This window comes from Xenorhabdus yunnanensis, assembly GCF_028598805.1.
Classification (GTDB): domain Bacteria; phylum Pseudomonadota; class Gammaproteobacteria; order Enterobacterales; family Enterobacteriaceae; genus Xenorhabdus; species Xenorhabdus yunnanensis.
Window position 1 is genome coordinate 35,626 of sequence record NZ_JAQRFI010000018.1, and the last position, 18,961, is coordinate 54,586.

The window sequence follows — 18,961 nt, forward strand, 5'->3', positions numbered from 1 at the left end:
TTTAGAAATCTTTCTTTTCAGAAAGAAAACAATTCTCTGTGCTTTATGGTTACAACACTAACCTTATTAAAAGGGAGGCTTGTGATCATATATATTCAGTTTTGGATTTGGGGTGCTAGCATTTTGGGTTATTGAGATATTATCATTAGCGTCAACGTTGTATAGATTATGTAGTCTTGAATCAAGAACATAATTATTGGATTCTGAGTAGCTAGGGTTGATATTTTTAGTATCTAACCAAAAATATCCACTATTTCCATACTGATCATATACTTTTATCGTTGTTTCAAGATACTGCCACCAATAACTTATTGGCCCTCCCAAATTCCATTTTCCTGAGCCACCATGATGGTTATAGGCCCATGTGCAACAAAGATGCTCACGATTTCCCTGTTCAGAATATTGATCATAAATAGTCACGACAGAACTGTAATCACCAGGGAAATTGATTATAGTTTTCTGTTGTCTCTGGTGGGGGGTATCGGGCCAGATGTAAGCCCCATAAAAGTTTTTATACCCATCTGCGAGACACCAGCCACATAATCCATAATACCCACTTTGAGAAAGATAACCATTTACATCAAATTTTATAAATCGATAGCTATCCTTATTGCAAGACAAATAATAGTTGTAAACAACCGATGCATCTCCACTATATGTAGTGGCTTTATATTTATCCCAGTTAATATCTTTAATGGTGTAAATAAAAGATGCCTGTAATCTGGGTTCGATAGATTTGTGTGCGTCAGAGTTAAGTGATGAAGTCATTGTTCCAGAAGGATAACCAGGAACATTAAAATCTATTTTAAAACCAATTCTCATCGAGCTTATGTTTTGGGTGGATATATAGAATACTTTCTGCACATCACCACTTTCTAATCCTCCCGGAGGCGTTCCTTGAGTAACAAAGTCGTTAGGGCTATCAGCTACATTCCACCCTTCATTAGTAATGGGATTTTCTGAAATGTAATTCAATAATGTAATTGACGCTTTTTTTGCAATATCAGGAGGAATAAGGGTGCCGTTAGCTATTAACTTATAAGTAACATACACCCTGATTTGGTTATTACCATTGTTGAACAATATAGGATCTGAGGTATCCGTTGCTATGTTAAATTTAGGGAATAAAAGGCCGGAATTATCTTTATTCATAACTATTTCCTTACCTATAAGATAATTATTTCTTATGATGAAGTTGTTTTCATCACAAATACATATGGATACTGAGTGATACAAATGATGTTTTCTTTTTCACTGACAATCTAACCATGAATATGCATTATAATAATCTTGCACATTTCATTACTGAACACAAACAATATTTATTTTTTAATTTTCGTTATATAATTATCATTTTATATTTTTTAAACATGTGAGTTTCCATATAATACTGTGATGTCCGTATGTTTTTTTAAATTTATTTTCATATAATTTATATATTGAACTTGGTTGTTTACTTAAGTTTTTATAACCAAATTTATAACATTGCCAACAGTAATTGTCACAACACAATAAAGTTAATAACATTTACTTTAAATACGTATCCCATTTTTCATTAATGTTTTTTTCTAAATTCAACTTTAGATTCTAATATCTATTTCTTTATATTTTTATAATAGGAGTATACTCAATGAGTAATACTGCAAATTTCTTTACTCAGGCCACCAATTTCACGAGTGCTGTTTCTAGTGGTGTTGATCCCCGTACTGGCTTATTTAATGCTCATGTTACCTTAGGTTACCTGATAGGTAACTATAATCATGGTCCTTCCCTGCCATTGACTCTGAGCTATTCTCCACTTACCACTGTTGATATTGGCTTCGGTAAAGGTTTCTCTCTGGGTTTATCAATCTATGATTCTGACAGCCATTTGCTGGTTTTATCTACCGGAGAGCAATATAAAGTGCTGGAGAATAACAACGGTGTTTTTTTGCAACAACAAAAACTTAAAAATATCCGTTTTGAAAAAGATATAAAAAATGATTGCTACCGGATTATCCATAAATCCGGTGAGGTAGAAATTCTGACTGGCCCCAATAACGCATACAGCCTCAAGGTACCAGTGAAATTACTGGCACCTGCCGGATATGCGCTGATATTGGGTTGGGATTATAGTCGGGGACAACAGCCACGTCTGAGCTCTATTCAGGATGCGTATGACACCTTGCTCTCTGTAAAGTACGATGGCGATACCAAAACCACAGTACAGCTGTTACCTGGCCAGAAAGAAGGGTACGACACTGAACTCTGGTTTCAGAATGGCTTACTGGGCAGTATTCATAACTTCAGTTTGGAGGGCTCCCCTTTAGTGTGGCAGTTTAATTATGACACTATGGGATATAATGGTGAATGGGGTTTATGGCTGACCAGAATGACGGCTCCTGGTGGCATGAGTCAGACTGTTCGTTACCGTAATGATGGGCAAGGGCATCATTTCCCGGATTCAGCCCATTTACCACCACTGCCGTTCGTAACTTTGTTTACTCAAACTCCGGGGGGAGGACAGCCAGAGATAAAAACAACCTATACCTACTCAGACAATAACTTTATTGGTGGTTATTCTGGTGTGGACTGGGATAGTCAACAGGATAATTTATATGCAATTTTAACTGATTATTCGTATTGGTCTGAAGAAAGCAGTACTTGCAATGGTCAAACAAAAATCTGTAAACGCACTTATAATAATTACCACTTGCAAGTAGAAGAAAAGACATCCCAAAATAGTTGCACTCATAAAACTACGATAGAATATTATGCAGTCGTTGGTCAGAACTTTGATCGCCAACCCCCCCAGTTTCAATTACCGAAAACCAGTACAACAATCTGGGAAGATAAAACCGGCTCACGTAGTGAAATAACCCATACTGTATTTGATGATTCAGGGAATCCTGTCAGTAATATTACTTTGAGTGGTAAAACACAGGCGCAAATTAGAGAAAAAATAGAATGGGAATACTATCCAGCGACCGGCAGCGGTAATGATTGCCCTCCGGATCCTAACGGTTTTACCCGTTTTATGAAAACAATGATAACAACTCCAGCCCCTTCAAATTATACAAGTCCGCTACAAAAAACGATATATCGTTACAGACAATATAATAATCCGCCCAGTAGTACGATAATTGCCTCTGTCTTAAAAACAAGTGAATCTCATTACCTGGGTAACCAGTTAATTGGTCAAAATAGTTATGAATATGTCGATAATAAAGATAGGAATGAATTTGGGCGATTGAAAACAGTAAGCAATACGCATTATCCAAATGGAGCAATGTACTCTGCTTATACAGAACAACATGATTTTAATTTTAGAGTTGAAGGAAATCAGTTAATACAAACCCATACTATTACCAGTTCCGATAAATTACAGTTAACGCGACGCGAAGCCCGTTCACGTTTTACCGGGCGGTTATGGTCATCAACTAACGCACAAAATGTGACTTCAACTGCTGCCTATGACAAGTTAGGCCGGGTCATTCGTTCAACTATCAGCCAAGGCACGAACTATGAAAATACCCGAACTTATCAATATGAACAATATCAAAACGGTGCGACTCCTTTTCTTGTCACCATCACCGACAGCAATCAAAACCAGCTTCGCTATGGGTTAGATGGAGCGGGAAGGAAAATTAAACTAGACACAAAATTAAACGCACAAAAGAGTGTTTGGCAAACACTCCACAAGCAAAATTATGATGAATTGGGGCGTGAGCTTACGGCAATGTGGCTTGACTATAATGAGCTTACGCAATCCAACATAGAACGTGCGGTAACACAAGTGTCACAGACAAATTCTTATGATGATTGGGGGCAGAACAATATTGTATCGTCCACTGACGGCACACAACAGTACAATTTTACAGACCCGGTTGCCTTGACAGTCACCACGTTCAACAGTGGTAAAAATGACAATCGGACAGGTAAAACTGTGACTACTTATAATTCAGATCATCAACCGATTACGATTGCACTGTATGACAAAAATAACGTTTTATACAGCCAAAGCGCTATGGAATGGGATGGGTGGCATCAGTTACGCAAACAAACTGATGAATTAGGCCGTGTGACGACTTACGAATATGACAACTGGGGACGGGTAACCAAAACTACTTTGCCTGATAATGCGGTTATCACCAAAAAATATTGTGATTATTCCCCCGAAAACCTGCCAGTTGAAATCGCAGTCAATAACGTTGTTTTGGGGACACAAAGTTTTGACGGATTGGGCCGTTTGTTAACAACTTCATCCGGTGGCCGCACTTGGCAATATAGCTATGACCTAAGCACAGATATCTATCCAACAACGGAAATAACTCCGTTGGGGCAAAAACGTCAACGTCTCTATATTGCTGCATTGGAGAACGCGCTTGCATCGGTTTCTACAAGCGAAATTAGTCAGAATTTCCAATACAACAGCAACGGTTCTGTTAATTCTACTTCAGAAAAGAACGCTAATACTGGAAATAACGTCCTGTCATATCAATATTATCCATCAGGTCGGCTGAGCAATGAAAACCTGGATGGTAAACCTACAAATTACGCTTATACAACAGCTAACAGATTGAAAACTTATACACACGTTGATGGTGCCGTACAGACCATAACCCCGGATACGTTTGGAAGAATAACTGCAATCGCAGATAAAGATATGCAGGTCACTGTAAAATATGATGACTTGGGACGTTTATATTATTGGCAAGGTATAGATCTAAAGAGCAAGAAGACCTTAAGCACTACGGTTAAATTTGATGATTTCGGCAGAGAAATAAGTCGGAATATAAAAGGAGAAGAAGATTGGTCTATAAATCAATATTGGAATAAAAATCATCAAATTAATAATAAAGAGACTCTCCTCAATAGCGTCTCTGTCCGCAACGAAACTTACGCCTACGATAACCGTAACCGATTGACAACCTATAGCTGTACAGGAACACAAGCGCCGACTGATAATTATGGCAATGTTATTCGTAATCAAACTTTTTCTTATGATGTCTACGGTAATATCCAAACATGTACATCAAATTTCGCTGATAATTCAACAAATGTAACAACCTACGTGTATGGGAATATAAAAGATCCATGTCAGTTAACCAGCGTCAAACATACGCACCCGCGTTATCCCTCAGGATTGCTGAAATATGATACCTCAGGCCAGTTGACGCAAGATGAGCAAAATAGAAACTTGAGTTATGACCAACTTGGGCGTCTGTTCAGTGTGAAAGACAGTAATGGAACAAAAACCAATTATACTTATGACCCACTTAACCGGCTCAAAGGACAAGGCACAACATCTTTATATTATCGGGGTAATCAGCTGATCAACATTATTGAAAGCGATAACAGTACCCGTCTGCTCAATACTGATACAGGCTGTTGTGCGCAGTACAAAACGGGTAAAAAAGCCGGTGTCTGGCTCACCGGTACAGACAGCATGAACTCAGTTATTACTGTCGAAAATAATGGTGATAAAGAGAACTACGCTTATGCAGCTTATGGAGAATCTCTGTCTACTGCGCGTGGTGTTAGTGTGCTGGGTTTTAATGGCGAACGTAAAGATACTGTGCTCAATGCCTACCAACTGGGTAATGGCTATCGAGCCTACAGTCCTTCGCTCAGAAGATTCACCTCACCTGATAGTCTGAGTCCATTTGGTGCAGGAGGAATAAATGCCTATGCTTACTGTCTGGGAGACCCCATTAATCTGGCCGACCCATCAGGGCACTTGAGTTGGCAGGCATGGCTAGGTATTGGTCTGGGTATTTTGGGGCTGGGAGTAGCAATCATCACTGGTGGCATAGCGATAGCAGCAGCGGGAGGCGTTATGGCGGCGATCAGTGCAGCATCGGTTACCTCACTGGCAGTGGGCGCGCTCGGGGTAGCATCAGATGTGACAGCCATTGTGAGTGGGGCGTTGGAAGAAGCTTCTCCACAGGCTTCATCTATCTTGGGTTGGGTTTCACTGGGAACGGGTGTGATAGGTCTTGGTGTGTCAGTGGCCAAAGCAGGCGTAAAAGCGGTTGGGAAGCTTGATGCACTATCAGAGCGAGTCGCCACGATACAACGAGAAGGACTGGGTGGCAAAAGCGCTGTTAATGCTGCTAAAAGGATGGCACAAAATGGGAATGAGCTGGCTGAATCTGTTAATAATACTGGTGTAGGTAAAGGTATCTTAGAGAATACCAAACTTAAATTCTATGATGTTGAGAAGAATTTAGCCGAAGAGGCAATACGCAATAAAAACGCGGTAGTCACTATTGTCAGAAATGCTGAAGATCTTGATGTCCTATCTGATACATCAAGATCGCATAAGTTTATTTTTAATGAAAAAGGTACATTAGCCATAGGAAGTATCAGTAAGAAAGTTGACCCTAAAATGCTTTCTCATCCCGTATTAGCCAAGGAGGCTGACGGATTGAGTGTCATTAGTGCCGGATATCTGTTTAAGTCAGGCAATAAAATTTCTTTAGTGAATCACTCAGGCCACTTTAGGCCACCTTTTCATAGCTTAACTCCAGTCTCAGGATATATAAGAAGAGAATTTAGCCTAAAAACTGAAACTGTTTTGGCTGAGTCATTCAAACATGGGATACTAAAACTATTTCGATAATCATTATTAAATAAAGAACATGCGGTTACATGATGAGGCCTTTTAACGCTGGTAACCGTATTTGTAGTAAATGATATGAAAATAGTTCAACTTTGGAATTAACAATGCTAATAGTGAATCAAAAAACATCCAATTTATGTACGCGCTTTTATGAAGCTGTTAGCACTGTGCCTGCATTATAGCCTTCTTTGTAACTTAGCTTCTTGGTGATATCTATTCCAGAGCAAGCCAACTTCATTCTGACAATAGCGCATTCATTTCACTTAAAAATTTCCAAAACACGATAAATAGTTACTTGCTGTAATCGTCTCTCTTTTTAGTCATCTTGTTGGTGAGTATATCTACACTGATTGGGGAGTAATGCTATGACATATTTCCATTTATTTTTCCACAATCTTTTTGTACTGACGATACTGATAAGTCAGTCCACACTGGTGGGAGAAAAGTGAACCAGCCACCATATTTGGATTGTTAGAGTAGTCATTCACAAAAATCAGAACACATTCATGGCGGATTTAATTTGTAATCCACGTACAATATCCATTTTTTCAGCCACCAACACCGCCGCTTCCAGTTCACTGCACTGATGCTCGCACATTAACGCCCGCCGTTCGGCCTTTTCTTCTTTTTCCGTCATCCCCAGCGCCAGATACAGGCTCGGCGGCACAACCCGAAACAACGCGTCGATTTTTTTCGCCAACACTACGCCTTCGGTATAACAACGGGGAAGTTTACTGGCAGAGAGCAACACGGCTTTCTGCTCTTCATTCAGTTTTTTGAAACGGGCGATTTGCTCGACTTCATCCGGTGGCATAGTCAGGCACAGCCACCATTCCGCCATATTCAGCATTTTTTCAGCCGTATCCGGGTAGTCAGCGAGGTTTTGTGTGGCGAGCCACAGCCAGGCGCCCAGTTTACGCCACATCTTGACGACCTTGGTCATATAGGGGGAGAGCAATGGGTTGGTGGTGGTGATATGCCCTTCATCAATCACCAGTTGCAGTTCTCTGTCCTGATACTGATCGCGTTCAGCCAGGTTATTCACGGTATTGATGAGTGAAACCATCGCCAGCGCCATTTGTGCCGAATAGTTTTCACGCGCCAGCGTACCCAAATCAATCAGGGTGACATCCACTTCCGGCCAGGGCGTGCCGGGACGGTTAAACAGTTCCCCTTCAAAACCCTGGGTAAACATCGACATGGCACCGGCCATTTCATCCGCGCGTGCCCGACGATGTGCCGTGATTAACGGCTGGCCGTGTTCATCCTGTTGATGATTGCGGGCGATGGCATACAGCGCATTCTGTAAATCTGAGGCGATCATCTGGCGTTGTTCTTCATGACTGGTGTGAGCCGCCATCATAATGGCTTCGCGGATCAAACCGCGATCTGAGCGGGTCAGGCGCTCTTCCTCTTTTTTCTCGCCGCCGGTGATCATCAGCCGGGCAGCAATTTCCATCTCGCCCAGAATATCGCGCTGTTCATCATTATTGTCGTCTTCCTGTGATTCATCAGGAATGTCCTGCCATTGATTGGGGCTGAGTTGCAGCAGTTGATGGGCATCGGCAAACAGCGCCAGACTGACGCCACAGCCCGGTTTGATACCGATTTTATTGACCGTCAGCCCCAGACTGGCGTAGTAATCGGCGAGTAAACCAAAACTGTTCCCCGCTTCGACAATAAACAGGCGCGGTCGGTGGATAGCCATCAGTTGAACCAGAGAAGCACACAGGGTGGCGGATTTGCCTGCCCCGGTCGGACCAAACAGCAATAAGTGCGCATTCTGGGTGCGATCCTGTTTGTTCATCGGATCGAAGGTCAGCGGCGCACCACCGCGATTAAAAAAGCTGAATCCCGGATGCCCGGTGCCGGTTGAACGCCCGGTAACCGGCAATAACCCAGCCAGATGCTGTACCCAGGTCAGACGGCTGTACCAGTGTTTCCTGTCCTTCTGTGGGTTAAAACACATTGGCAGGGCGCGCAGATAGGCATTCAACGGGGACACACTGAATTCCGGTCGCACCGGCTGTAATCCGGCACTCAGCAGGGTTGATGATAACTGATGCGCCCTCTGGTTCAGGTCAGTGATATCGTTGCCCCGCACCAGAAAGATCAGCGCGCTGCGGTACAGTTTATGGCGTCGTCCCAGTAAGGCTTTGACTTCCTGCACATCCTGCCGGACACGCACCGATTCGGTATTTTCCCCCACGGCATTTTTTGCCAGCCGGGTAAAATCCGCTTCCAACGTATCCTGTGCCTGCGCCACGATGGTCAAAGAAACCACGGTGCCTTCCGGCATCATATCCATCAGGGCATTGATATTATCCCCCCGTTTCACTTCCCCCGTCAGCGTGCCCGGTTCTGGCGGACGGCGCAGACGTTCAACCGGCACCGCTTTATGTGGCAGACCATCAAACCACCAGATGCCATTGTCAGGATCAGACACCGGCGGGGTAAACCACAGGCTTTCGGCAAAGTCATTATGGATCGGGAGATCGAGCTGCAGGGGCGTTTCATCACTCACCGTGCGATAAAAATCGGCTTTTGCCATACCCCAGTCCGGGGATGGATTAAAATGACGTAACAACCAACGATGGATCTGCGCGCCATGCTGCCGGACAGCCACAATTCCCGCCGCCGCCAGTGACGACACCAGACGCTCGCAGACCTGATTGAGTGCGGCCACTGAAGATAACGTTGAGTGGTTTGCCTGTGATTTGTGAGCAGGCAGCCAGCGATAGACTACCATACGCGTCTGTCGTTGTTGTCCGCGCCACGGTTGCCCTGTGATCAGGCTATCCTGAAATATCCCCTCAGGCCGGGCAATGCTGTTCAGATGGCGTTCGGACTCGGCCAGAAAGGCCTCCGTAAAAGCCGTACCTTGCGCCCAGGGTTTGACGTAATCCCGTAATGTATTGAGATAGGCCGCAGGATCATCTTCGTCCTGACAAAAAAATTGCACCACCCACGGTGAGATATCGTCCTCTTCCAGACTGTCCTGGATCGCATCTTCCAGCTGATCCCGAATTTCAATCAGTCTCTCCATTGGACGCCCTTCGGTGGCAACAGGCTCGATGCGGTAGACCGCCCCGACAGAGACACCATCATCCAGCAACAGGCATTGCCCGTCTTCCAGATATTCCACCCAGGGAAGATAATCGATAATGGAAGGGTTGGCCCGGTAAATCGCGGCTTCATCGGCTTCACGCAGCTGGCCGGGGCGGTGCAGCGGTTTGGGGATTTCCATCACAGCGCCTCCGTACGTTCACCCGGCAGGGCGTACTGCACCTGCTGATAAAACGGGAACACGGTGCTGTAGCCCGGTATCGGCGTATTGCCGGCGGCCAGATGCGGGAAGACATACATCACCATATCGGGGTTGAGGAGACGGGGAAATTGCTGACTGATCTCATGCTCAGCCGAACGGCGGTAAGGGTCAGGCGCTTCCAGCGCTCGTTTCCGTTCGGTCCCAGTCAACGTTCTGCGCAATGCGGTTCTTGCCTGCACGGCAGTGTGACCGGCTTTATTGCCCTGTCACATCGCCAGCACCGTCTGCTTTCCGGCAGGCAGCAACGTGTCTTTCGAGGTTGAACAACCGGCCATCAGCCCTGACAGACACAACACGACAACCGCGTTTATTTTTCGCATAGCTGAACCTCCGTAGTGTCAATGGCAGTAAAGGTGGCAAACTCAGGATGGACGGCCAGTTCCGATACCGTAAACGGCAGACGTTCCCACTGTTCAGACTTAGCCCTGATTTTGCCTGCAATAACCGCTTGCCACTGGATTTCTGTCAGACGAAAGACGGTAAAATCACCGTCACTCAGTAGCCGGCATCTATTGCCAATGGTGAGATATAATCGGCTGTCTTTTTCATGAGAGGGTCGCCAGTCAAGCTGAATCGGTGCCTGTTCAACACAGGGCGTCATATTGATTTGCAGACAGTAAGGCTGGCTGGTGCAAAACAGCCAGTGAGAAGGCGTGTGTTCCATTAATCTAAATCTTCCTGAATATCATGTTGAGTAGGTTCACTAAAGTCGTAGCGCACTTTACGGCCTTTCGTTTCGTAATCCATCGCCAGACTTTGGGTGATATGTACCACAACACCGGCACCGGGCGGGACGTAGACTGCATCAAACGTCTGGCTGTAACGTTGTTTGAGCCATTCGGTGATGTCATTCATGCCACCGGCCAGGGCTTTTCCTAATGCCGCCTGTCCGGCGTTACCCGTTAAAGCAGAAGTGATGCCGCCCGCGCCGTTGGTTTGGGCGGTTCGCTGACTTTCGTTCAAAGCGTCCCCGGCTGAATTCATGGCTGAAAGGGCAAACAGCGTCGGCAGATAGGTGCTGGCATTGGATTTACGTTCGCCGCTGATACAGGGAATGCCGTTTTCATCGGACAGCCAGCCGATACCCTGCTGATTTTGCCCTTTGCCCGGCAGGGTACGCACGGTGCCATCCTGAAACACAAAGGTGATGGAATTGACCTGCCCGCGTACACAGGAGAGGGTCCAGTCACCACTGGCCGAGCCGGAAACCACGGCGCCTTCCACTTCCGGCAGTTCGATGCCGTTGGCGGTCAGGTTGTCTTTGCCAATCAGAATCTTGAACGGGTAAGGGTCAGTGACTGTGCCATTGACAGGCACCCGGCCTAATAACGCGGTCATCGCCTGACTGCCCACCAAAGTGGCATTTTCCGGCAAGGTATAGACCGGTTTTTCGTTTTCTTCCTTCAGCGAGGCATTCGGTGAGGTATTTTGCTCCGTTGCCGGTTGTTCACTTAAAAAAGAAGTCGGAAATTTCGCGGCCGGTTGGCCGTAAGCCACGTTTTGGTTCTCAACCGGTTTTTCATCGGCAGGCGTCACCCAAATGAGTTCATCCTGCCCCCTGACTGGATTGGACGCATACTGATTCCCTGCCAGTCCCAACCCAAGGGGTATTGAACTATCCTGAGAAGGCAACGGTGCTGAATTTAATCGTTCTGTCAGTAAATCAATCTGTGCCAGCAAACTTTGTTGCTCATCCTGCAACGTACGCTGACGCTGTTCATCGTCCTGACGGATGGCGGCAACCGCTGCATCTATCTGGCCGGCAACATCAAGGCGCTGGTGCTTTAACTGGTCATTTTCTTTCAGGATATCGGTATTCTGCTGACTTAAACGTTTCTGCTCTGCCCGCACTTTATTCAGAGCCCCTATCAGGGTACGCAGGGTATCTTCCGGCGTATCGCCCCCGACACCCAGCGCCTGTAACTCCTCCGGTGACAGCGTGGCCAGCACATGATTCGACGTCGTGTTGGGCACGGCACCTTCCGGTGAGCTGCAACTTTTGATACCGATAAATCCACCAATAACCAGCACTGTCGGCACCAGTATTTTCACAAGACTGTTGGATTTAATCTGCATCGCGGCCTCCCGGTTTCACCGATACCGGCTCAGGGATAAAGGCGTTCTCCGGCCGCCCTTTTGTGACGAGGTACAATACCGTCGTATCCTCCGGCGACCCCGTTTCACCCAGCCAACGATGCTGGAACGTAGCCGCGACAAATTTCCCCTGTAAGGCTCGCGGGTCGAGGGTGAGAGTGCGTTTAGCCGTATTGCGCAGTTTCAGCGCGATGACCGTGTGAGGGTGTAATCGCCAGCCTGCCAGCGGAGAGATGGCTATCGGCTCTGACGGGTAGAGGGTGGTGATGGATGGGGTCAGATGCAGATTCACTGGCTGGATGCCGGCCACTGGCTCGACGGTACGTAACGGGGCATACAGTTGCTGCGCGGCATAACGGGTTAAGGCGACCGGAACGGGTGCCAATAATTTGGCGTTGCTTTGCGATTGTGATTTTCCAGTCGGAAGGGATTGTTTTTCATCCGGGTAAACAATACGCACGGGTTCCGTTGTGCCCGTTTTACTCGCGGTGATATCCAGTAAAATGATTTCGCCGTTTTCGCTGTCCTGCAATTGCAAACGGGTTGGCGGGAAGGCATTGTGGGCTTTCAGGTATACCGCTCCGCCGGCACTTTGTACCCGCAATTTATCACTGAGTGACGGCGGCAAACCGATACGCATATTCCGGTCAGCAAAAATAATCCGCTCCTGACCGACTTTAAGCGTCACCGATAACGGAATACGTTCCCATTTCAGCAGTTCATCAGCCTGTGTGCCGACGCTGAACAATAACAAACTGACCCGTCCCAGCCAGCGGCAAAATGACACTCTGTTCATTGAAATACGCCCTTTTTCTCTTCCTGTGGTTGTGGCATCGCTTCCAGCCGCTGGGGCATTCCGTCGTAACAATCCAGTGCCAGCCCGAAGGGATTACGTTCGGCATCGCCTGCCCAGCGCACCACTTTCAGCGGATAACGCACCAGTGCCCGTTTAACCGGTTCCGCGTGATAATATTCATCGGCCACCAAATCCAGCCGGACTACCCAGTTATCCCGGTCACGCACCGTCACACGGCGCGTCCCATAGCCGCGGCCGGGAATCTCATACACCACGCGCACCCGGTCGAGCAGTTCACCACTGTCGGCCCGGGTTTTGGCATCTTCCCGCAGAAAATCCTGACAGGCCGGCGTCAGATAAGGAGAAAGTGCATCAATTTTGGCCGGATAGTCCTGTGCCCCGTTTTTCGGCCAGGCATTCAGTTGCTGGAAAATATAAAAAGCAAAGCTGTAGACACTGGGGGCGGGGATTTCCCACCACGGACGTGTGCTGCCGGTGCGTAAATCTGGTGGATTATGGATGGTAAGATGGCGCGGTGACGCCATCCAGCCCGTCAGGCTCAGCAGCAATACCAACACCAGAATGCCGCACACCACTCGCAGGGTCAGAATATGCTGATCCCGGTTCTTCACCGCATGACGAAACCAGCTCATCGCGCTCTCCTGCTGCGGCGCAATGACCAGCCCCGGGCGGCAATAATCCATGCCGGATCACCGAGACCCAGCCGGCGTTTTTTCTCTTCCAGTTTTAGCCAGAGATAATTCTCCGGCTTGCCACGTTTAACATGCGCAAGCCAACGCCCGCCAAAGCTAATCAGTAACAAGGGCATCACCAACATGCCGGTCGGTATCATGACCCAACCGACTAATGGGAGCAGGGGAAGACTGACGGCCAGCCCGAGCGCGATCCCGGCCAGTGCGGCCAGTCCCATCTCAGGGGTGGTGAACCCGCGAAACACCACCGGTTCGGCGTTTAAACGGTCAGGTAAGAAAGCGATCGTCTGCATGGTGACGGCCTTAAAAGATAATGCTGGCCGATTTCGACAGCAGCCAAATCACGGCAACCAACAGCACCACACCGACCACGACGATGGCGCCAAACTGGGTCCAGGTCGATTTGCCATCCCGCACTTCGGAAAAGGTTTCGACGGCAGCCGAAGCAACCTTAAAGAACGCCACCGCTGATAAAATCAGTCCGCCAATCACAATGCCATCCTGCGCGTACCCTTTCGCCTGTCCCAGCAATCCGCCCCCACCCCCACTTTTGGGCGGTTCGATAGCCGGTAAATCGGCCCGGGCGGATTCACAGGACAGGCAGCACAATAAAAGAAAGGCATTTATTCTGGTACCGATACGCCGGCAGACGGTAAAAATGTGTTTCATAGTGACTCTGTTCCTTTTCATTGTGTTCATTGCCTCAGCTTGCAAACATCCAGACAGCCACGACCAGCAATACCGCAGTTCGAAGGGCAAACTGGCTGAGGGTCTGATTACGCACTTTTTCATTTGCCCAGCCGTTCCAGACATCCACCGCCGCCCAGGTCGCCCAGAAAAATAAGGTGGCTAAGAAAAACCCGACGCACACCAGATACAGAAAAGTGATATCAAAGTGCCCGGAGGCCACTTCAAAGGCATTGCGTTGTGCGTCAGTCATTGCGGGTTTTCCTGACGGTAATGGCCGGAGATGGGCACGGGATCACGGGGCTGGTCGCGGGAAGGCGTGAGATAGTGATCGATACCGGCTTTGATGATGCTGAGATCAGCCTGGATGCGCTGATAAGCAAAGTCATAACGAGGGTGTTTTAAAGTATCAGACTGATTTTCTGCGATGCTGGCGCGTTCCAGTGCCATTTGCACCTGCTCAATCAGACGCATTGCACTCGCCAGTTCGTCTTTTTCGGCAGCTTGTACCCGTGGCATACACCACACAGCCAGCCCCAGCAGGCAGACAGAACAGGATATTGAAAAGCCACCGCGCATAAACACTCACCTTATGATGGGTTCCAAAATGCCAAGGATGCGGCGTTTTTTAGCGGCGATCAGCAATAAACTCTTTATGCTTTGGTGAAAATTAGCTAAATAGTCTGACTAATTTATTTGATTAACGGTTTAATAATAAAGGAAGACTATGCTGCGGATTGATTTAAACGTCCCCGACGATGAATATGAGCAGGTACGGAAGCTGGGCGCGTACTGGGATGCGGCCGCCCAAATCTGGTATATCGACAACAGTTTTGACCCGACCCCGTTTATGAACTGGTTACCGTTCTACAATGTCCATGCTGAATGCTGGTATCTGGCCCAAACCCGGACGCAATGCCCGCACTGCCATCAACACACGACGGTCACGGCGTTTATGCTGCCTGCCGGACACCAGCTACTGGAAGCGGATAACGGCGATGAACCCGGCACGGAAGTAGACTACTCAGAGCAAGACAGCCCGGCGTTTCTGTTTTATATCGCCGATATTCCCACTATTGTGCGTAGCGTGTTGCCCGGTTTTCATCACACGCTGCGCAAAGCGGTCAGCCAACGGCTGCGCAGGCAGCACTGGATAAACCATTGCGAACACTGTGACGCACAGCAGGATGATACCGACCTGTTTGCGGAAGTCGGTGGGGCATTTTCCCAACCTCTAAAGAGCAAGCGGCGGCTATTCAGCTTCACCGTATTGATCAACCTTTTGTCGGCTATTGTGAAGACATTTCACATCATCACTACCATTTTGATCCGAAGCAGGATAACCGTATCTGTAAAGCGTGTGACTGGTTTGAATGGATGACACAGGTGGTGAATGTGCCATCAAAGTATCTTCAATAAGCTGCAGAATGAGTGGCAAAAGAAAAATATGACTATAGCACCTTGTGGAATGACAGGTGCGGAGCATGGTGACCACCTGAATGGTCACCTCAGAGAAAAGGTATTACATAAATGCAGTACAGTTTCTGTTTGCAAAGTCATTGAGTTAATCTTTGGATTTCCTTGATCTCAGTAATGAACTCCATAATATTCTGTAAATCATTGGCATAGGATGTTGGATAGAATGACTTAACAGATTCAGGTACCACTAACTGTAGCGATTTACTCTTCATTTCTGCCAGCTGTTGTTCACTTATCCCTGGCTGCATCGTTATCAGATGCTTACGTGCCACCCGGTCTCCTTCAGCCAATACTTGTCTCCAGCGATCTTTACATGTCGTTTTTGCGCCAAGCAATCGCAACTTTTCCTGAGGAAAAGATTTATCGTGATAAGCAGAAAAACATGGAAAAAGAAAATCGGGTTTAGACTTATTCTCTGTTATATTTTTGGCAGAACCCTGTTGAAATCGCAGATTATGCAATGAGAAAAGATGATCCTGGTGATTTTCAAAGGCAAAACCGGCACGGGATTTTCGCCTGTTCTGAACACTCAATGAGAAATGAATAAATTCATCAACATCATTCCCGTTTTCTCCAAATCCCTGCGATAATTTTTTCGCTACCTCATAACGTTCATATGTTTTAAATAATTTTTCTTCCTGTTCCATCCATAGCATCAGTGTATTATCGGGTTCATTTATTGGTTCACCTGAGGCCATTTCCCTTGCCAGTAAAGAAAATTCTTTTGACTTAGGAAAACCAGCCGGAAAATGCCTTAATAATGTTTCCAGTAAATTTTCATTTTTACTTTCAGGTTCTTCAAGTTCTATTCCCAGGTCTTCAAATAACATCCTGACCGGAAGGATAAGTGATTTTTCCTCAATCGAAGATTGGGAAAAATGATGACCAATATTACCCAGACCAAATAAAGTATTCAGCTGTAATTCAACTGAAGATCCCGGGGGAGTTATAATAAGCAGCAAATCGCCATTATTACGTTTAATAATCAGAAAAAAATCACCTTCATTCATCAAAGATGAAACAGGATTCGTTTTATAATACATACGATATTCAGCCGATCTGTTTGGCTGGTTATAACGAGTATCGTACCACGTTAATTGATCTTCACAGATGACCGGCTCGCTATCTTCTCCGGCAATATAAGTCAGCGTTGCCTTAAAAAATATTTTTTCCCCTCGTTCGGGAACGGGAAGATATCCTGAAAATCCTGCTTTGACCAATCCACCAATCTCATGTTGATTTGATTTTTTAGGATCAACATCAACAGCCGAAAGATATTTTGCAACTGCGACTTCGAAATGATCAGATAACGGCTCAAACATTTTTATTATGTATCCCTTTAGTATCAATTTCTACAGAATCACTGCCTGCACAAATCCACTCTTCTATTCTTTCAGATAATTCCTGAACGGGTAATCTGAATCTGCCTTTTACAGCACATTCCCAGATAACCATAACGTGCCAGCCATCACTCCTAAGCTTCTCATTAATAGCTTTATCCCGTAATACATTCTTCCCAAGTTTGTTCATCCAAAATTCGGTTCTGGTCATCGGGACTTTAAACAGATAGCACTCATGGTAATGCCAGAAACACCCATGAGTGAAAATGATTTTTCGATACTCATCGATCACAAAATCAGGCTTACCCGGTAATTCTTTTACCTGTGTCCGAAACTGAAAGCCAGCATCTTCAAGGATCGCTGCCAGCTTTATTTCAATGGCTGTATTACAATTTCGTATCGCTTTCATATTTTTGCTACGAATTGCAGAAGGGTGAACATCAGCCATAATCAAACCTTATGCCACTTTTTTGCTGTTTTTTAACGCAATTGCTTTGGCAATATAAGGTGCCAATAACTGAGCTACAGCAGCAAAAGCAGGAACAATCACAGAGTTGCCAAATTGCCGATAAGCCTGAGTATCCGATACGGGAATGCGAAAAGTTGTGCCACCCGGTGATTCAAATCCCATCAAACGCGCACACTCGCGAGGTGTCAGCCTTCTTGGTCTGTTTTTCTGGTTTTCTTCATTGTCAAAATCTCTCTCTCCAAGCTCCCTGTTCCAGCCCCGGTCGATAAGTATTTCAGAGCCATCTTTATGGTAACGGGCGGACAAAGTGCGGGCAACGCTATTCGGGTTATCAGGGAAAACCAGACCAAAACCAAAACCATTTCCTTTTGCCTGATGTTTTTTCGCGTAGTTGTATAAATATTTCCATAACGCAGGAGTAAGGATATATTTTTTATCAACATTACCGTCCAGTAATTCTTTAAGTATCGGTCTTTGTGCAGGAAAAAGTTGATTCATGTTTCTGAGGGTAAATCCCTGGTGGATATTAAGATCACGCCGAAATCCAACCAAAACAATACGTTCACGGTGTTGTGGCAGGAAATTTTGACCATCAATAATCTTTGGATCATCTTTCCCGTTATGTTCAACATCTGCAACTGAATATCCCAGTTCGTCCAAAGCCTGCACAATAACCCGAAAAGTTTTCCCTTTATCATGGCTTTTCAGGTTTTTCACATTTTCCAGCAAGAAAATGGCCGGTTTTTTAGCAGCAATGATCCGGGCTACATCAAAAAACAATGTTCCCTGCGTTTCACATTCAAAACCATGAGCACGGCCTAATGAGTTTTTCTTTGATACTCCTGCAAGAGAAAAAGGCTGACAAGGGAAACCGGCCAGTAATACATCATGATTGGGGATTTCACGATCTATATTCTGGTATGCTTCTTTATCACTGGCAGAAATATCATGGCTCAGAGTTATATCCCTGATATCAGAATTAAATACATGCTCTTCAGGATCGCAATACCAGTTTGCTTTGTAAGTACGAACCGCATCTTTGTTCCATTCGCTGGTAAACACACATTGCCCACCAATCTCTTCAAATCCTTTTCTGATCCCACCAATGCCGGCAAACAGATCAATAAAACGAAAAGTGTAATTCGGATGGTGTTCAGGCGGTGATGGCAACAAACTATTGAGCATCTGTACTTCCAGCTCAGTTAATTGCTTTTGTACCATTTTACCATTTAACCAGCGATTAAGTGTTTCACGAGTCCAATCGCTATGACTAATAGCCCGAAGTGCCTCAGCAACATATTTTTGATCATAGATTTCAACGAGTTTACTGATTAAAGCTTTGTCTTCTTCCTTTTTCCGGTATTGTTCTTCTTCGTTTTGTGCAATTAGTTTTTGTGCAATTAACTCTAACTCTTTCATAGTAAAAACCATTTAATCAACGGGATATATTA

At 45.9% G+C, this 18,961-nt stretch carries 15 protein-coding genes and 2 pseudogenes; 3 read left to right on the forward strand and 14 right to left on the reverse strand.

The window, feature by feature from the left end:
- Window positions 1-66 precede the first annotated feature (66 nt).
- Entirely contained in the window at window positions 67-1,152 is a 1,086-nt protein-coding gene (locus tag PSI23_RS09550) for a hypothetical protein (RefSeq protein WP_273554874.1), read from the reverse strand.
- Between the two features lie 478 nt (window positions 1,153-1,630).
- On the opposite strand from PSI23_RS09550, the gene PSI23_RS09555 reads away from it, so the two are divergent.
- Window positions 1,631-6,604 (forward strand): RHS repeat domain-containing protein, encoded by a 4,974-nt coding sequence (locus PSI23_RS09555; RefSeq protein WP_273554875.1) that lies wholly within the window; start codon window positions 1,631-1,633, stop codon window positions 6,602-6,604.
- Between the two features lie 493 nt (window positions 6,605-7,097).
- Here PSI23_RS09555 and PSI23_RS09560 read toward each other — a convergent pair whose 3' ends face one another.
- The 10 genes and pseudogenes from PSI23_RS09560 to PSI23_RS09605 form a co-directional block, all read right to left on the reverse strand.
- A complete protein-coding gene (locus PSI23_RS09560) occupies window positions 7,098-9,851 on the reverse strand; it encodes a conjugative transfer ATPase (RefSeq protein WP_273554876.1) in 2,754 nt (917 codons plus the stop codon).
- Window positions 9,851-10,252: pseudogene (locus tag PSI23_RS09565) on the reverse strand (TIGR03751 family conjugal transfer lipoprotein). The gene PSI23_RS09560 and the pseudogene PSI23_RS09565 overlap by 1 nt, the downstream one beginning before the upstream one ends.
- Window positions 10,240-10,596, reverse strand: coding sequence for a hypothetical protein (locus PSI23_RS09570; RefSeq protein ID WP_099137465.1), 357 nt, complete (start codon window positions 10,594-10,596; stop codon window positions 10,240-10,242). Before PSI23_RS09570 ends, PSI23_RS09565 begins: the two are co-directional and overlap by 13 nt.
- Window positions 10,596-12,008, reverse strand: a complete 1,413-nt coding sequence (locus tag PSI23_RS09575; RefSeq protein ID WP_273554877.1) for a TIGR03752 family integrating conjugative element protein — start codon at window positions 12,006-12,008, stop codon at window positions 10,596-10,598. The genes PSI23_RS09570 and PSI23_RS09575 overlap by 1 nt, the downstream gene beginning before the upstream one ends.
- The gene (locus PSI23_RS09580) at window positions 11,998-12,822 is read right to left on the reverse strand and encodes a TIGR03749 family integrating conjugative element protein (RefSeq protein ID WP_273554878.1); all 825 of its coding nucleotides are present in this window, start codon (window positions 12,820-12,822) and stop codon (window positions 11,998-12,000) included. The genes PSI23_RS09575 and PSI23_RS09580 overlap by 11 nt, the downstream gene beginning before the upstream one ends.
- Window positions 12,819-13,475 carry a PFL_4703 family integrating conjugative element protein gene (locus PSI23_RS09585; protein ID WP_273554879.1) on the reverse strand — a complete coding sequence of 219 codons (657 nt, stop codon included), beginning with the start codon at window positions 13,473-13,475 and terminating at the stop codon, window positions 12,819-12,821. Before PSI23_RS09585 ends, PSI23_RS09580 begins: the two co-directional genes overlap by 4 nt.
- The gene (locus tag PSI23_RS09590) at window positions 13,472-13,828 is read right to left on the reverse strand and encodes a TIGR03750 family conjugal transfer protein (RefSeq protein ID WP_273554880.1); all 357 of its coding nucleotides are present in this window, start codon (window positions 13,826-13,828) and stop codon (window positions 13,472-13,474) included. The genes PSI23_RS09585 and PSI23_RS09590 overlap by 4 nt, the downstream gene beginning before the upstream one ends.
- 10 nt (window positions 13,829-13,838) lie before the next feature.
- Window positions 13,839-14,204, reverse strand: coding sequence for a TIGR03745 family integrating conjugative element membrane protein (locus PSI23_RS09595; protein ID WP_099133412.1), 366 nt, complete (start codon window positions 14,202-14,204; stop codon window positions 13,839-13,841).
- A gap of 34 nt (window positions 14,205-14,238) precedes the next feature.
- Complete coding sequence (locus tag PSI23_RS09600; RefSeq protein WP_273554881.1) at window positions 14,239-14,475, reverse strand: TIGR03758 family integrating conjugative element protein; 237 nt, start codon at window positions 14,473-14,475, stop codon at window positions 14,239-14,241.
- On the reverse strand, window positions 14,472-14,801 hold the full coding sequence (locus PSI23_RS09605) for an integrative conjugative element protein, RAQPRD family (protein ID WP_273554882.1): 330 nt from the start codon (window positions 14,799-14,801) through the stop codon (window positions 14,472-14,474). Before PSI23_RS09605 ends, PSI23_RS09600 begins: the two co-directional genes overlap by 4 nt.
- A 148-nt stretch (window positions 14,802-14,949) precedes the next feature.
- On the opposite strand from PSI23_RS09605, the pseudogene PSI23_RS09610 reads away from it, so the two are divergent.
- Together PSI23_RS09610 and PSI23_RS09615 are read left to right on the forward strand one after the other, a co-directional pair.
- Window positions 14,950-15,027, forward strand: a pseudogene (locus PSI23_RS09610) (DUF5710 domain-containing protein); the annotation flags it as partial.
- Between the two features lie 45 nt (window positions 15,028-15,072).
- Window positions 15,073-15,603 carry a hypothetical protein gene (locus tag PSI23_RS09615; protein ID WP_273554905.1) on the forward strand — a complete coding sequence of 177 codons (531 nt, stop codon included), beginning with the start codon at window positions 15,073-15,075 and terminating at the stop codon, window positions 15,601-15,603.
- 175 nt (window positions 15,604-15,778) lie between these two features.
- Here the strand turns inward: PSI23_RS09615 and PSI23_RS09620 are convergent, their stop codons facing one another.
- Genes PSI23_RS09620 through PSI23_RS09630 form a run of 3 tightly spaced genes read right to left on the reverse strand, consistent with a single transcriptional unit; the run spans window position 15,779 to window position 18,929 of the window.
- Window positions 15,779-17,023 (reverse strand): type II restriction endonuclease, encoded by a 1,245-nt coding sequence (locus tag PSI23_RS09620; RefSeq protein ID WP_273554883.1) that lies wholly within the window; start codon window positions 17,021-17,023, stop codon window positions 15,779-15,781.
- A complete protein-coding gene (locus PSI23_RS09625; protein ID WP_273554884.1) occupies window positions 17,016-17,489 on the reverse strand; it encodes a very short patch repair endonuclease in 474 nt (157 codons plus the stop codon). The genes PSI23_RS09620 and PSI23_RS09625 overlap by 8 nt, the downstream gene beginning before the upstream one ends.
- A 9-nt stretch (window positions 17,490-17,498) precedes the next feature.
- A complete protein-coding gene (locus PSI23_RS09630) occupies window positions 17,499-18,929 on the reverse strand; it encodes a DNA cytosine methyltransferase (RefSeq protein WP_273554885.1) in 1,431 nt (476 codons plus the stop codon).
- Between the last annotated feature and the right edge of the window lie 32 nt (window positions 18,930-18,961).

Coding starts and splice junctions, on each gene's coding strand:
- PSI23_RS09615 (WP_273554905.1), top strand. CDS start 15,073: ATGAACTGGTTACCGTTCTACAATGTCCATGCTGAATGCTGGTATCTG.
- PSI23_RS09555 (WP_273554875.1), top strand. CDS start 1,631: ATGAGTAATACTGCAAATTTCTTTACTCAGGCCACCAATTTCACGAGT.
- PSI23_RS09575 (WP_273554877.1), bottom strand. CDS start 12,008: ATGCAGATTAAATCCAACAGTCTTGTGAAAATACTGGTGCCGACAGTG.
- PSI23_RS09620 (WP_273554883.1), bottom strand. CDS start 17,023: ATGTTTGAGCCGTTATCTGATCATTTCGAAGTCGCAGTTGCAAAATAT.
- PSI23_RS09605 (WP_273554882.1), bottom strand. CDS start 14,801: ATGCGCGGTGGCTTTTCAATATCCTGTTCTGTCTGCCTGCTGGGGCTG.
- PSI23_RS09550 (WP_273554874.1), bottom strand. CDS start 1,152: ATGAATAAAGATAATTCCGGCCTTTTATTCCCTAAATTTAACATAGCA.
- PSI23_RS09570 (WP_099137465.1), bottom strand. CDS start 10,596: ATGGAACACACGCCTTCTCACTGGCTGTTTTGCACCAGCCAGCCTTAC.
- PSI23_RS09600 (WP_273554881.1), bottom strand. CDS start 14,475: ATGACTGACGCACAACGCAATGCCTTTGAAGTGGCCTCCGGGCACTTT.
- PSI23_RS09585 (WP_273554879.1), bottom strand. CDS start 13,475: ATGAGCTGGTTTCGTCATGCGGTGAAGAACCGGGATCAGCATATTCTG.
- PSI23_RS09595 (WP_099133412.1), bottom strand. CDS start 14,204: ATGAAACACATTTTTACCGTCTGCCGGCGTATCGGTACCAGAATAAAT.
- PSI23_RS09590 (WP_273554880.1), bottom strand. CDS start 13,828: ATGCAGACGATCGCTTTCTTACCTGACCGTTTAAACGCCGAACCGGTG.
- PSI23_RS09560 (WP_273554876.1), bottom strand. CDS start 9,851: ATGGAAATCCCCAAACCGCTGCACCGCCCCGGCCAGCTGCGTGAAGCC.
- PSI23_RS09630 (WP_273554885.1), bottom strand. CDS start 18,929: ATGAAAGAGTTAGAGTTAATTGCACAAAAACTAATTGCACAAAACGAA.
- PSI23_RS09580 (WP_273554878.1), bottom strand. CDS start 12,822: ATGAACAGAGTGTCATTTTGCCGCTGGCTGGGACGGGTCAGTTTGTTA.
- PSI23_RS09625 (WP_273554884.1), bottom strand. CDS start 17,489: ATGGCTGATGTTCACCCTTCTGCAATTCGTAGCAAAAATATGAAAGCG.